The 14,277-nt window shown below is 69.1% G+C and carries 12 protein-coding genes; 4 read left to right on the top strand and 8 right to left on the bottom strand.

All coding sequences use genetic code 11. The features are described from left to right. Nucleotides 1-413 (top strand): adenosylhomocysteinase (locus tag BLU79_RS44095; RefSeq protein ID WP_143052585.1); only part of this gene is annotated, 413 nt, incomplete at its 5' end. 97 nt (nucleotides 414-510) lie between these two features. Here the strand turns inward: BLU79_RS44095 and BLU79_RS44090 are convergent. Then, nucleotides 511-2,670 (bottom strand): RecQ family ATP-dependent DNA helicase, encoded by a 2,160-nt coding sequence (locus tag BLU79_RS44090; RefSeq protein ID WP_093911692.1) that lies wholly within the window; start codon nucleotides 2,668-2,670, stop codon nucleotides 511-513. A 319-nt stretch (nucleotides 2,671-2,989) separates the two neighbouring features. On the opposite strand from BLU79_RS44090, the gene BLU79_RS44085 reads away from it, so the two are divergent. Next, a complete protein-coding gene (locus tag BLU79_RS44085; RefSeq protein WP_093911691.1) occupies nucleotides 2,990-3,592 on the top strand; it encodes a hypothetical protein in 603 nt (200 codons plus the stop codon). 339 nt (nucleotides 3,593-3,931) lie between these two features. On the opposite strand, the gene BLU79_RS44080 is transcribed toward BLU79_RS44085, so the two are convergent. The 3 genes from BLU79_RS44080 to BLU79_RS44070 form a co-directional block, all read right to left on the bottom strand. Beyond that, nucleotides 3,932-4,570 carry a hypothetical protein gene (locus BLU79_RS44080; RefSeq protein ID WP_093911690.1) on the bottom strand — a complete coding sequence of 213 codons (639 nt, stop codon included), beginning with the start codon at nucleotides 4,568-4,570 and terminating at the stop codon, nucleotides 3,932-3,934. A gap of 68 nt (nucleotides 4,571-4,638) precedes the next feature. Continuing rightward, nucleotides 4,639-5,340, bottom strand: coding sequence for a ribonuclease HII (locus tag BLU79_RS44075; protein ID WP_093911689.1), 702 nt, complete (start codon nucleotides 5,338-5,340; stop codon nucleotides 4,639-4,641). 105 nt (nucleotides 5,341-5,445) lie between these two features. Beyond that, a complete protein-coding gene (locus BLU79_RS44070) occupies nucleotides 5,446-6,069 on the bottom strand; it encodes a TetR/AcrR family transcriptional regulator (RefSeq protein WP_093911688.1) in 624 nt (207 codons plus the stop codon). Nucleotides 6,070-6,313: 244 nt separating this feature from the next. Between BLU79_RS44070 and BLU79_RS44065 the strand changes: the two genes are divergently transcribed. Further along, nucleotides 6,314-7,861: an MFS transporter gene (locus BLU79_RS44065; protein ID WP_093911687.1), complete on the top strand. Its 1,548-nt coding sequence runs from the start codon at nucleotides 6,314-6,316 to the stop codon at nucleotides 7,859-7,861. 371 nt (nucleotides 7,862-8,232) lie between these two features. On the opposite strand, the gene BLU79_RS44060 is transcribed toward BLU79_RS44065, so the two are convergent. From BLU79_RS44060 to BLU79_RS44050, 3 genes are all read right to left on the bottom strand, one after another. Further along, a complete protein-coding gene (locus tag BLU79_RS44060; RefSeq protein ID WP_093911686.1) occupies nucleotides 8,233-9,138 on the bottom strand; it encodes an ADP-ribosylglycohydrolase family protein in 906 nt (301 codons plus the stop codon). Between the two features lie 12 nt (nucleotides 9,139-9,150). Continuing rightward, nucleotides 9,151-9,810: a histidine phosphatase family protein gene (locus tag BLU79_RS44055; protein WP_093911685.1), complete on the bottom strand. Its 660-nt coding sequence runs from the start codon at nucleotides 9,808-9,810 to the stop codon at nucleotides 9,151-9,153. Between the two features lie 119 nt (nucleotides 9,811-9,929). Then, nucleotides 9,930-10,535 carry a YdbC family protein gene (locus BLU79_RS44050; RefSeq protein ID WP_093911684.1) on the bottom strand — a complete coding sequence of 202 codons (606 nt, stop codon included), beginning with the start codon at nucleotides 10,533-10,535 and terminating at the stop codon, nucleotides 9,930-9,932. Nucleotides 10,536-10,691: 156 nt separating this feature from the next. Between BLU79_RS44050 and BLU79_RS44045 the strand changes: the two genes are divergently transcribed. Then, entirely contained in the window at nucleotides 10,692-11,222 is a 531-nt protein-coding gene (locus BLU79_RS44045; protein ID WP_093911683.1) for a TerD family protein, read from the top strand. A gap of 153 nt (nucleotides 11,223-11,375) precedes the next feature. On the opposite strand, the gene BLU79_RS44040 is transcribed toward BLU79_RS44045, so the two are convergent. Beyond that, entirely contained in the window at nucleotides 11,376-14,270 is a 2,895-nt protein-coding gene (locus BLU79_RS44040; RefSeq protein WP_093911682.1) for a vitamin B12-dependent ribonucleotide reductase, read from the bottom strand. Between the last annotated feature and the right edge of the window lie 7 nt (nucleotides 14,271-14,277).

Below are 14,277 nucleotides of genomic sequence, written 5' to 3'. Positions count from 1 at the left end.
GGAACATCGGCCACTTCGACAACGAGATCGACATGGCCGGTCTCGCGAAGATCGACGGCATCGTCAAGGACGAGGTCAAGCCGCAGGTCCACACCTGGAAGTTCCCCGACGGCAAGGTGATCATCGTGCTGTCCGAGGGCCGCCTGCTGAACCTGGGCAACGCCACCGGTCACCCGTCGTTCGTGATGTCGAACTCGTTCGCGGACCAGACGCTGGCCCAGATCGAGCTGTTCACCAAGCAGTCCGAGTACCCGATCGGTGTGTACACGCTGCCCAAGCACCTGGACGAGAAGGTCGCCCGTCTCCACCTGGACGCGCTCGGCGTGAAGCTGACCCAGCTCCGCCCCGAGCAGGCCGCCTACATCGGCGTCGAGGTCGAGGGCCCGTACAAGCCCGACCACTACCGCTACTGACGACGTCCAGGCAGCTGGGCACGCCCGGGCGCAGCTGGACGCGCGCCCACCCACCGCAGCGGCAGCGAGCCGGTCCGGCGCACCGAGGCCGCGAGACTCAGCCCGACGCAGCGAGGACCAACGGAAGAACCTGTTCGCTGCCGGCCCGGCGCAACAGCCGGGCAGCGACCGCGAGGGTCCAGCCGGACTCGGTGTAGTCGTCCACGAGCAGGACGGGGCCGGGAGAGCGGGCCAGGGCGCCGGCCAGCTCCTCGGAGACATGGAAGGCGTCGGACAGCGTCTTGAGGCGTTGGGCGGAGTTGCTGCGGCGCGCCGTGTGCGCGCCGCCCTGCCCGCCGTACGTCAGTGTGCCCAGGAAGGGGAGGCGGCCGATGGTCGCGATTCCCTGCGCGAGGGATCCGACCAACTGCGGGCGGGTCATGGACGGTACAGCGACGACACCCACCGGCCGGGCAGCGGCGTCCGGGACCTCGGTCGCCCAGCCGCCCGGGGAACGCGCCCAGTCGGCGAGGACCGCCACCGCGGCCCGGAGGACATCGTCGGGAACCGGGCCGTCGGGTGCGCTCTCCGCCAGGAGCGGGCGCAGCCGGTTGCCCCAGCCGATGTCCGAGAGCCGCCCCAGGGCCCGACCGGTGGAGCACTGGTCCTTGGCCGGGATGCGCCCCTTGAGTTCGATGCCCAGCGCCGGCATCCCCGTCGGCCACATGCGGCGCGGCTCGATCTCCACGCCGGGGCGGTCCAGCTCCTTCACCGCCCCCGTCAACGTCTCCGCCGAGACGTCGGCGTCGACCCAGGCGCCCGCGCAGGTGTCGCACCGGCCGCACGGGACGGCACCCTCGTCGTCCAGCTGCCGCCGCAGGAACTCCATCCGGCACTGGGACGTACTCACGTAGTCACGCATGGCCTGCTGCTCGGCCGCCCGCTGCCGAGCGACCCACGCATACCGCTCGGCGTCGTAGTTCCACTGCTCCCCCGTGGAGATCCAGCCGCCCTTCACGCGTTTGACGGCTCCGTCCACGTCGAGCACCTTGAGCATGGTCTCCAGCCGGGTGCGCCGGAGATCGACGACGGCCTCCAGAGCCGGCACGGACAGCGGCCGTCCCGCACCGGCGAGGGCCGACAGGGTCTCGCGGACCCGCGCCTCGGGCGGGAAGGCCGTATCGGCGAAGTAGCGCCAGATGGCCTCGTCCTCCTTGCCCGGCAGCAGCAGCACATCGGCGTGCTCAACGCCGCGACCCGCACGTCCCACCTGCTGGTAGTAGGCGATCGGCGAGGACGGCGAGCCCAGGTGGACCACGAAGCCCAGGTCCGGTTTGTCGAAGCCCATGCCCAGCGCCGAGGTCGCGATCAGCGCCTTGACGCGGTTCGCCTGCAGGTCGGCCTCAGCCTGGAGCCGGTCGGCGTTCTCGGTGCGCCCCGTGTAGGAGGCCACCCGGAAGCCACGCTGCCGCAGGAAGGCGGTGGCCTCCTCGGCCGCGGCGACCGTGAGGGCGTAGACGATGCCCGAGCCCTGCAGATCGTCCAGGTGCTCGGCGAGCCAGGCCAGACGATGCGCGGCGTCCGGCAGCCGGACCACGCCGAGCCGCAGGCTCTCCCGGTCCAGCGGACCGCGCAGCACCAGGGCCTCGCCGCCACCGGTGCCCAGCTGCTCGGCCACATCCGCGGTGACCCGCGCGTTGGCGGTCGCCGTGGTGGCCAGGACCGGCACACCTGCGGGCAGCTCGGCCAGCATCGAGCGCAGACGCCGGTAGTCCGGACGGAAGTCGTGGCCCCAGTCGGAGATGCAGTGCGCCTCGTCGACCACCAGCAGTCCGGTCGTGGCCGCGAGCTTGGGCAGCACCTGCTCCCGGAAATCCACGGCATTGAGGCGTTCCGGACTCACCAGGAGAACATCGGTCTCGCCGCGCTCGACCTCCTCGTGGATGGCCTCCCACTCCTCCGGATTGGCCGAGTTGATCGTGTGCGCCCGGATGCCCGCCCGCGCCGCCGCCTCGACCTGGTTGCGCATGAGAGCCAGCAACGGCGAGACGATCACCGTGGGCCCGGAGCCACGTCGGCGCAGCAGGGCGGTGGCCACGAAGTACACCGCCGACTTTCCCCAGCCGGTGCGCTGCACCACCAGGGCACGCCGACGCTCCTCCACCAGCGCCGCCACTGCCTGCCACTGATCCTCCCGCAGCCGCGCCGCCCCACCGGGGGCACCGACGAGCTCGGCGAGGATGGCATCGGCTTCGGCGCGCAGCTCCACAACGTTCATGTCCCCATGCAACCCGACGGCACTGACAATCGGCCACCGCTGGGGCCTCGGCTCCCTCCCGCGGCGAAGCCGTACGACCTGGTGGTGTCCGGTCTCCCCATGCGTCGCAGTGTGACCCGCTGGGTAGGGATATAACCCGCACACCATTGGATATCGGACGGTGGCCCCAATTGCTCGTTGCCGCATCCCGGTTCGGCAGGAAGAATTGAGGTCCGCTCCCCGCACGGCCGGCCCGTGATCCGGTAGGGCTCTGCTGCGGTGCGCGTTCCCCCGATTCCGACCCCGCCCGCAGTGTGGGCGCGTAGCCGAAGGGAGGACCGTGACCTTCGGATTCGCTCCGTCTTCCGCGTCATCCGCCAACCCCCTGGCCCGCATGCTCGAACCCGCGGAGTGGTCTGCCGCGGGAATCCCGCTGCTGCGCAACCCCCGGGAGGTCGTCAGCGGCCTGCACTCACGGCACCGCCCCGGCCCGGCCACCGCGATCGTGGCCGTGCTCGACGCGGAGGAACGGCTGCAGGCGAGCGCCTCGTTCACCCGCCGCCAAGACCCGCCCGACGGCTGGATGTTCCGCAACGCCCTGCTCTCCCAGTTGCGCCGCGTCATCCCGCACGACCTGCGCCGCCGCACCCCGGTGCGGACCGCGGTGCTGCTCTACTGCCGTGAGGGGGACGCCCGTTGGACGGAGGAGGACGGCGCCTGGATGTGGGGCCTGCGTGACGCCTGCACCCTGCACGGCCTGCGCTGCGGCGCGTACATCACCCTGACCCGCGACGGCTGGCAGGTCCTCGGCGAGGGGCGCGGCGGACGCCGCCCCAACACCGACTCAACGCCGGAGCCCTTCGCCACGTCCGAGGCGCCGCTCCCGCTCCCCCGCACCGGCGGCGCGGCCTCCGAGGTCCTGCGCCGCGCGGCGGCCCGCTGAGGACACCGTCAGAAGTTCCCGGCCACGACCCGAACAGCTGCACCGCACTGCGCATGGGATACGACGGCCCCACGCGACAGCCCCTGGCACGACAAGCAAGGCCGACACGCGACCGGACGCCCTCACGGCGACACGTACGCACGCCATGTCGACGACGGCCCATGGGTACGCCATGGAGTCGCATCCCGCACCGACGGCGCACGCACAGGGCGAGCCGGCAACCTCAGGTCGCCTCGCCCGCCCGTCCGGGCACGCCGAAGGCGGCCGTGCAGACGCCGCCGCAGCGGCGTCCTGTCCCCCGGTGGCTGCGGAGTCTCCTCCGGACGAGCCGGAACCGGTTCAGACGCCCGCGCCCAGCACCGAGTTGATCTGCTGCGGGTCGCCGCAGACGATCAGCAGGGCACTCGCCTGGCCGAGGGCCAGCGGCAGGGCGGTGGCGGCGGTGTCAGCACCGCCGTTGACGGCGACCACGACCACAGGACGCGACGCAGCACGGTCGACGACGGAGGCGTCGGCGTAGAACACGTCGTCACCCGCGTCGTGCTGCGCCCAGTAGGAGGCTTCACCGAAGGACAGCTCGTGGGCGGCCCACGGGTGCTGTTCGCCCGTGGTGACCACCAGCACGTCGCCGGGGGCACGACCCGAGTCCAGGAGCAGGTCGACGGCCTCCTCGGCAGCGTCGAGCGCACCCTCGGGCGATGCCGGGATCAGCTGGATCTGCGGGGGCGCCACGGCCTGGGCCGAGGCGGCAGGGGCAGCCGGACCCGAGGGTCCGGGCTTGGCAACGGCCACGTCACGCGGTGCGCGTTGCACCGGCGGCGCGGGCCGCGGGGGCCCGGGTCGGCCGGGGCGCGACGGAGCCGCGGGGCGGGGGCCGGGTACGGGGCGGGGGGTCGGCGCGGTACGGCCGCTGGCCGGAGTGGCGCGGGGACCCTGGGCACTCTCGTGAATCTGAGGCTCCTCGGGAATGAGAGGCATGAGCTGATTTTTATCAAACGCTGGTACGACCCGCGCGAGCGGGTGGCACATGAGTGCGAGCGGAATCGTCAGAAGTCGAAGCCGAGCTGACCCTCGATCTCCGGAACGCTTCCTTCCGCCCAGGTGCGGACCTTCTTGAGGTGCCGCCACTGGGGCAGCGCATCAAGATACGCCCACGACAACCGATGGTGCGGGGTGGGTCCCCGCTCCGCCAGTGCGGCCTTGTGCACGGGCGACGGATACCCGGCATTGGCCGCAAAACCGAAGTCTGCATGGTCGATACCCAGTTCGGCCATCATTTTGTCGCGCTGGACCTTGGCGATCACCGAGGCCGCCGCGACCGCCACGCAGGATCGGTCACCCTTGATCACCGTACGGACCCTCCAGGGGGCCCCGAGATAGTCGTGCTTCCCATCGAGGATCACCGCGTCGGGACGGACCGGCAGGGCTTCAAGAGCGCGCACCGCGGCAAGCCGCAACGCAGCCGTCATCCCCACCTCGTCGATCTCCTCCGGAGAGGCGTGCCCCAGGGCGAACGAGGTCACCCACGTCCGCAGCTGCTCGGCAAGCTCGGTACGTCGCTTGATGGTGAGCAGCTTGGAGTCGGTGAGGCCTTCGGGGGGCCGACGCAGTCCGGTGATCGCCGCACAGACGGTGACGGGACCGGCCCACGCACCCCTCCCCACCTCGTCGACACCGGCAATGATCTTCGCTCCGGTTGTGGCGCGAAGGGAGCGCTCGACGGTGTGAGTAGGCGGTTCGTACGGCATGGCGCCCTTAGCCTACGCCGCCCGGAACCCGCTTCGACACCCTGGTTCACCGAAGCAACCTCCAGGCCGCCGAAGTGATCGCTCAGCACCCCACCGAGCGGTACATCAGAGCCCCGCCGGACGGAGCAGCGGAACCATCAACTGGTCGATCATCTCCTCCAGATCCCGATCGTTCCATTCGCTCGCGCACATCTTTGACCGGTACATCATCATCGCCGGAATGGCATCGAAGACATAGCCGTTCGCCGCATCGGACCGCACCTCACCCCGCTCTATTCCACGAGTGATCACCTCCCGAAGCAATGCGAGCGTCGGCTCCACGACCCCCTCGAAGATCACGCCATGAAAGCGCTCGGCCTGGAGGCGGTCGCATTCGTGAATCACCGAGCGCAGCGCGAATCCCGGGCGTGAGAACATCGCCTCCCGCGCCTGCCGGCACAGCTGGAGCAGATCCTCGCGCACACTCCCCAGGTCGGGAGCCGACTCGAAGCTCGGCAGTCCGGCCCGCAGCGCATCGGCGACGAGATCCTCCTTGGACGGCCAACGGCGATAGACGGCGGCCTTGCCGGTCTGAGCTCCGGCGGCGACGCCCTCCATCGTGAGGCCGTTCCAGCCGACCGTACTGAGCTGTTCCAGCGCGGAATCGAGGATCGCGCGTTCGAGCACAGCACCGCGCCGACGGAGGGAGGCCGCCTGAGCGGGGGCGGCCGTCCAGCGCGAGGTATCCATCTGAGCGTCTCCAACGAACAAGGGAAGCGGGGATTTCAGGGACTTCGGGTATTGCGGGGACTTTGGGTATTGCCGGGACTTTGGGGACTACGGGGAACAGGGAACCACCACCACGCGGCAACTGCGGGGAACGCACCGCGCGGTGACGACGCAAGTGAACGCTTGCGTTCACTACTGGGGACTCACTACGGTTGACGCGACAGTGAACGCGAGCGTTCACTAACGCTCTTGTGGGGGACCCATAGTGACAACCTCTCAGTTGATCAAGGATCAGAAACCAGGTGCGGCCCGCCGGGAGGGGCATCCCGGCATCGCGCTCACCGTCATCGCGGCCTGCCAACTCATGGTGGTACTCGACGCGACGATTGTGAACATCGCGCTCCCGCACATTCAAGACGCGCTCAAGTTCAGCACCACCGACCTCACCTGGGTCGTCAGCGCCTACACGCTCACCTTCGGCGGTCTGCTGCTTCTCGGCGGCCGCGCCGGTGACATCCTCGGGCGCCGCCGGGTCTTCATGACCGGCATCCTGCTCTTCACCCTCGCCTCGCTGCTCGGCGGACTCGCCCAGGAACCCTGGCAGTTGTTGGCCGCACGCGTGCTCCAGGGCGTGGGGGGCGCGATCGCGTCGCCCACCTCGCTGGCGCTCATCACCACCACGTTCCCCGAAGGCCCGGAACGCAACCGCGCGTTCGGCGTCTTCGCCGCCGTCTCCGCAGGCGGTGGCGCCATCGGCCTGCTCGCGGGCGGCATGCTGACCGAGTGGCTCGACTGGCGGTGGGTGCTTTTCGTCAACGTGCCGATCGGCATCGTGATCGCTGTGCTCACCCCGCTGTACATCAGCGAGTCCGAACGGCACACCGGTCGCTTCGACATAGCGGGCGCGCTGACCTCGACGACGGGCATGGCCGCCCTGGTCTACGGCTTCATCCGCGCGGCGGACGAGGGCTGGCGGGACAGCCTGACCATAGGTTCCTTCGGCGCCGCGGTGGTCCTGCTGCTGGCCTTCGCGTTCATCGAGTCGCGGGCCAAGGAGCCGATCACCCCGCTCAGAATGTTCGCCGACCGCAACCGCTCGGGCACGTACGTGATCATGCTCAGCCTGGCCGCGGCGATGTTCGGCATGTTCTTCTACATCGTGCTGTTCGTGCAGAACGTGCTGCTGTACAGCCCGATCGAGGCCGGTCTCGCCTTCCTGCCGGTGACGGTCGTCATCGCGCTCGGAGCGGGCCTCTCCCAGCGCTTCCTGCCGGTGCTCGGCCCCAAGCCGTTCATGGTCGTGGGCTCGGCACTCACGGCGGCCGGACTGGCCTGGCAGACGCTCATCAGTGCCGACAGCTCGTATGTCGGCGGAGTGCTCGGGCCGATGCTCCTGTTCGGCTTCGGCATGGGCCTGAACTTCGTGACCCTGACGATCACCGCGGTCTCCGGCGTGGCCCAGCACGAGGCCGGTGCCGCGTCCGGGCTGCTCAACGCCACGCAGCAGGTGGGCGGTTCGCTCGGGCTGTCCATCCTGACGACGGTGTTCGGCTCGGCCAGCAAGGACGAGGCCGAGAAGCAACTGCCGGCGTTCATGGCCCAGGCGTCGCCCGAACAGAAGGCGGAGTTCGCCAAGACGCAGCAGCTGCCCGGCCCGTGGGGTCACGAAGTACTCACGCAGGGCATCTCGATGGGCTTCGTGGCCGCCGCCGCGATGGCCGTACTCGCCCTGGCCACCGCGTGGTTGGTGATCCGGGTCCGCAAGAGCGACCTGGAAGCCCTCGCCGGAACGGCGGGTCCGATGGCCGGCTGACCCGGCCGGGCCCGCGAAGGGCCGCGGATGGCCGGATCGCGTCCGGGGGACCGACGGCGACGACGAGCCGGCCATCCGCACCACCCTCACGACGACCGACGTCGGGTCGCCCACGGTGACACAGAGAAGCCGAAGCGCGCCCCACCCGGCAGCCGCAAAGACGATCAGCGCACCCAGCACCGACATGGTCCCCATACATCCCACCCCCTGCGCCCCTCGCGTGTCCCTGCTTGTGCGGCCCCAGCGGTCGCACAGCAACTGCCACGACAACGGACCGGTGGTCACGCAGAGTTCCCAGCGTGCACAGAAAGTTATTCTAGGATTTCAACGATTCGGCCGAGCGAGGATTCGGACCGATCAGAGGCGCCGCGCTACGCCGACGTCGGCATCCATTCCGGGAATGCCTCGGTCCGCCCCGCCCACTCGGACGGCACCGCCCCGGCCTTCCCGGAGCCGATCACGCCGCCCACGATGGCGCACGTGGTGTCCACGTCACCGCCGACCTGGGCGGTCGTCCAAAAGGCCTGCTCGTAGTCACCGAGAGCCCGTGCGGCCGACCAGAGCGCGAAGGGCACGGTGTCGTGAGCCGTCGTACGCCGCCCGCAGCCGAGCACAGCCGCGACGGTGGCCGCGTCGTCGTAGTCGAGCATGTCGCGGGCGCGCCGCAAGCCCGCTCCGACCGCGCTCTTCGGGACCAGGGCGACGACGTCGTCGAGGAGCGCCCCGGGGCTGGGCGGACCGCCGGGTGCGGCGGCCAGCGAGGCAGCCGCGGCGACGGCCATGGCACCGACCACGGCCTCGCGGTGCTGATGCGTGGGGTAGGCCGAGATCTCGGCCTGGTGGGTCGCCTGCTCCGGGTCGTCCGCGTACCAGGCGCCGAGGGGCGCGATGCGCATCGCGGCGCCGTTGCCCCAGGACCCCTGTCCGTTGAAGAGCGCGGCCGAGAGCTCGCGCCAGTCCCCGCCCTCCCGGATCAGGCGCAGCAGCCGGTTGACCGCAGGGCCGTAGCCCCGGTCGAAGTCGTGGTGCTCGGCGAAGGAGCGGGCCAGAGCGTCCTGGTCGATGCGGTGGTGGGTGGCCAGGACGGCGACCACGGAGCAGGCCATCTCCGTGTCGTCCGTCCACTGCCAGGGGCCGGAGGGCAGCTCGCGGCGCTTGAGCAGCGGGTAGTTCACCGGCACGAAGAACTGTGAGCCCAGCGCGTCCCCCACCGCGAGTCCGCGCAGGCTGGCGAGGGCGCGCTCCAGGCGCCCTTCGGTAGAGGAGTCAGCGGTCATCGCCCTGCCACTCTATCCGGTGATCCCGTACGGTTCCGGATCTCGCCATCGTTCGAAAGGCCGGTCAAGCGTGTACTTGCCGTCGTCCCCGAGAACGAGCATCCGCATCTCCGCGTTCCCGGGGTTCGACAGCGACTCGAACTCCGCGACCGTCCAGTGGAACCAGCGCATGCAGAACAGCCGCATGGCCAGGCCGTGGGTCACGAGCAGCACGTTCGGCGGATGGTCGGGGGCCTCGAAGCTGCGGTACAGGCTCTCCAGGAAGTTGCCGACCCGGTCGTACACATCGGCGCCGGACTCGCCCTGCGCGAAGCGGTAGAAGAAGTGGCCGTAGGCGTCCCGGTAGGACTTCTGGAGGCGGACGTCGTCGCGGTCCTGCCAGTTTCCCCAGTCCTGCTCGCGCAGCCGGGGCTCCTCGCGCACCCGTATGAGCTCGGGGTCCAGGTGGAAGGCGCGCAGCGTCTCGTGCGTACGGCGGTAGGGCGAGACATACACGCTGACGCGTTCCCGGCCGAGCTCCTCCCGCAGCCGTTTTCCCGTCTCCTCGGCCTGCCGCCAACCCCGCTCGGTCAGGGCAAGGGCGTGGTCGGGCTCACGCTCGTACACGGTGTCATCAACATTGCCCGTTGACTCGCCGTGCCGGACAAGGATGATGCGCCGTGGTCGTGCCATGCCAAGACCCTAGATCGAGTGAGGGCCGATCGAGCACTCGTACGGGCCCCATACGGCGTAGGTCACACATTTCCTGCACCATCGGCCCCATCAGAGAGCGCGCTTAACAGGTCCGGAATTCAAACGATCCAGGTGGGTTCGAGCGCCACGATGTCACCCGTCAGAGCCGCGACGTCCGCCTCGATCTGGGCTCTCAACGCCAGTCGCTCCACGCGCTCGGTGCGGTACTTGCCGTGCTCCGCAGCCGACTGCCACATGGACAGCACCAGGAACTCATGGCCGGGCGCCTCGCCGAACAGTCCGCGGACCATGCCCGGCGAACCGGCCATCGCGGGGTTCCAGACCTTCTCCTGCATCAGCGTGAAATGCTCGGCGCGCTCCTCGTGCACACGACAGTGCGCCACCCTTACGAGGTCAGCCTCGGTGAAGCGCGGCTCGAAGCCGGTCTTCACGTCGAAGCGGTAGTCGAAGAGTTTGACCTGCATGTCCTTGTAGGTGCCCGACTGGGCCGCCGCCAGCCTGTCGTGGGAGCGGGCCATGAAGGAGTCGTAGAAGGAGCGGCTCTCCCAGAACGAGAAGATGTGCGCAACCCCCTGCCGCCCCCGGCTCCAGCCACCTCCCTGCCCCCGAAATCCCGGCTCCCCCAGAAGCCCCGCCCATTTTCGCTGCCCCCGCTCGAAGCCGCGGCGGTCCACCACGGTGCAGCGAATCCACTTGACCAGCACCGCGCCATGGTAAGGCCACGGAGCGTGGCGTCGGTCACGCTCGACCTCAGAGCTCCCCGGCGCACGATCCCGCGCGCGTGGCAGGATGGACAACCGGCCTCTTCTGCTGGGCAGTTCAGGCTGAGGGCATAAGCGGAACGGGGAAGGGGAAGCCTGGTGAGCGCCATCAACAAGGGGATCCGGAAGGTCGAGATCTCGGTCAAGTGGGATCCCAGTCAGACCGGGCAACCGCCCACCGACCTGGATATCGTCGCCGCGACCTATCTGGCGAGCGACCCGTACGGCGATCCGGCTTACGTGGTGCACTTCGACAGCCGCTCGCCCGACGGCACCATCTATCTCAACCGGGACAGCAAGGACGGCAAGGGCTTCGGCTGGGACGAGGTCATGACGCTGGAGCTCAACCGGCTCGACAGCCGGTACGCGCGCGTGATGGTCGGCGTCCTGATCCAGCAACACCCCGCGAAGCGCACCTTCGTCAGCGTCATCAAACCGGCTCTGCGCATCCGCGAGGAGTACACCGTCCTCGCCGAGGACGACTTCGGCGGCGTCCTCGGTTCGACGGCGACGACGGTCGCGGAGTTCGTACGCCAGGATTCGGGCACGTGGGAGTTCCGCCCCGGCATCCACGGTTTCGAGGACGATCCGGGGACGTTCACGGCGACCATGGGCAGGCGCCAACCGTAGGACGCGCTTCCACATGCGGGGCCGAACACCGCCACGCGCGTGGGCATACGGCAAGGAGGGGCGCCGACACATGGTCGGCGCCCCTCCTGTATGACCTTCCGTCAGGTCCCCTCAAGGACTACCCGACGGCCGGGGCGATGCCCCTGCCCGGCGTCAGCTGCAGCCGCTCGTCGAGCCGCAGCCCTCGCAGATGTAGCAGGAGCCGGCCCGCTGCATCTTCGTACCGCAGGAGAAGCACAGCGGGGCGTCGGCCTGGATGCCCAGCTGCATCTCGACCAGCTCGGCGCTGGTGTGCGCCTGCTGCGGGGCGGGCTTGGCCACCTCGGCGTCGGACTTCGGGGCGGCGACGGCCTTGAGCTCCTGGGCGCGCGGCGCCGACTGGGCCAGGCCCTCGACGTCGACCTCGTCCTCGGAGGGCTCGTACGAACCCGTCTCCAGGTGACGCTGGCGCTCCTCGGCGGAGTGGATGCCGAGCGCGGAGCGCGTCTCGAAGGGAAGGAAGTCGAGCGCCAGGCGGCGGAAGATGTAGTCGACGATCGACTGCGCCATCCGCACATCCGGGTCGTCTGTCATGCCGGCCGGCTCGAAGCGCATGTTGGTGAACTTCGAGACGTACGTCTCCAGCGGCACGCCGTACTGCAGACCCACCGAGACGGCGATCGAGAAGGCGTCCATCATGCCCGCGAGAGTCGAGCCCTGCTTGGACATCTTCAGGAAGACCTCGCCGAGACCGTCGTCCGGGTAGGAGTTGGCGGTCATGTAGCCCTCGGCGCCGCCGACCGTGAAGGACGTCGTGATGCCGGGACGGCCCTTGGGGAGGCGCTTGCGGACCGGGCGGTACTCGACGACCTTCTCAACCGTCTCACGGATGGTGGCCTCGGCCTTCTCCGTGATCTCGGTCTTCTCCTTCTCCTTGGTCTTCGCGGAGAGGGGCTGGCCGACCTTGCAGTTGTCACGGTAGATCGCGAGCGCCTTGACGCCCATCTTCCAGGCCTCGAAGTAGATCTCCTCGACCTCCTCGACGGTCGCCGACTCCGGCATGTTGACCGTCTTGGACAGGGCGCCGGAGATCCACGGCTGAATCGCGGCCATCATGCGGACGTGGCCCATCGCGGAGATGGAACGCTCGCCCATGGCGCAGTCGAACACCTCGTAGTGCTCGTGCTTGAGGCCGGGGGCGTCGACGACATTGCCGTTCTCGGCGATGTGGGCGACGATCGCCTCGATCTGCTCCTCCTGGTAGCCCAGGCGGCGCAGGGCCTGCGGGACCGTGCCGTTGACGATCTGCATCGAGCCGCCGCCGACCAGCTTCTTGAACTTGACCAGCGCGAGGTCGGGCTCAAGACCGGTGGTGTCGCAGGACATCGCAAGACCGATGGTGCCGGTCGGGGCGATGACGGACGCCTGGGAGTTACGGAAACCGTTCTTCTCACCGAGACGCAGCACGTCCTGCCAGGACTCCGTGGCCGCGGCCCAGATCGGCGTGTCCAGGTCGTCCATGCGGACGGCCGTGGTGTTGGCGTCGGCGTGCTGCTTCATGACGCGCAGGTGCGGCTGGGCGTTGCGGGCGTAGCCGTCGTACGCGCCGACGACCGCGGCGAGTTCGGCCGAGCGCTTGTACGAGGTGCCGGTCATCAGGGAGGTGATGGCACCTGCGAGGGCACGGCCGCCGTCGGAGTCGTAGGCGTGGCCGGTCGCCATCAGCAGGGCGCCGAGGTTGGCGTAGCCGATGCCGAGCTGGCGGAACGCGCGCGTGTTCTCACCGATCTTCTGCGTCGGGAAGTCCGCGAAGCAGATGGAGATGTCCATCGCGGTGATGACGAGCTCGACGACCTTCGCGAAGCGCTCGACCTCGAACGACTGGTTGCCCTTGCCGTCGTCCTTCAGGAACTTCATCAGGTTCAGCGAGGCGAGGTTGCAGGACGTGTTGTCCAGGTGCATGTACTCGCTGCAGGGGTTCGAGCCGTTGATACGGCCGGACTCCGGGCAGGTGTGCCAGTGGTTGATGGTGTCGTCGTACTGGATGCCCGGGTCGGCGCAGGCCCAGGCGGCCTCGGCCATCTTCCGGAACAGGGCCTTGGCGTCGACCTCCTCGATGACCTCGCCGGTCATGCGGGACGTCAGCCCGAACTTGCCGCCCGACTCCACGGCCTTCATGAACGTGTCGTTCACACGGACCGAGTTGTTGGCGTTCTGGTACTGGACGGACGTGATGTCGTCGCCGCCCAGGTCCATGTCGAAGCCCGCGTCACGCAGCGCGCGGATCTTCTCCTCTTCCTTCACCTTGGTCTCGATGAAGTCCTCGATGTCGGGGTGGTCGACGTCGAGGATGACCATCTTGGCGGCGCGGCGGGTGGCACCGCCCGACTTGATCGTTCCTGCGGAGGCGTCGGCACCGCGCATGAAGGAGACCGGACCGGAGGCGTTGCCGCCGGAGGACAGCAGCTCCTTGGAGGAGCGGATGCGGGAGAGGTTCAGGCCGGCGCCGGAGCCGCCCTTGAAGATCATGCCCTCTTCCTTGTACCAGTCGAGGATCGACTCCATGGAGTCGTCGACGGCCAGGATGAAGCAGGCCGAGACCTGCTGCGGCTGGGGCGTACCGACGTTGAACCAGACGGGGCTGTTGAAGCTGAAGATCTGGTGCAGGAGGGCGTAGGCCAGCTCGTGCTCGAAGATCTCTGCGTCGGCGGGCGAGGCGAAGTACTTGTAGTCCTCGCCGGCCTTCCGATACGTCTTCACGATGCGGTCGATGAGCTGCTTGAGGCTCACCTCGCGCTGCGGGGTGCCGACGGCGCCCCGGAAGTACTTGCTGGTGACGATGTTGACCGCGTTCACCGACCAGAAGTCGGGGAACTCGACGCCACGCTGCTCGAAGTTCACCGAGCCGTCGCGCCAGTTGGTCATGACGACGTCACGGCGCTCCCAGGCCACCTCGTCGTACGGGTGCACGCCGGGGGTGGTGTGGATGCGCTCGATACGCAGTCCCTTGGTCGCCTTGGTGCCCTTGGCGCGGGAACTCCGTGCCGGACCGCTCGCCGTCTCTGTCATGCCGCCT

It is taken from the genome of Streptomyces sp. cf386 (genome assembly GCF_900103585.1).
Lineage (GTDB): Bacteria > Actinomycetota > Actinomycetes > Streptomycetales > Streptomycetaceae > Streptomyces.
The sequence above is the reverse complement of the archived record's forward strand: the minus strand, read 5'-3'. Positions and strand labels throughout refer to the sequence as shown.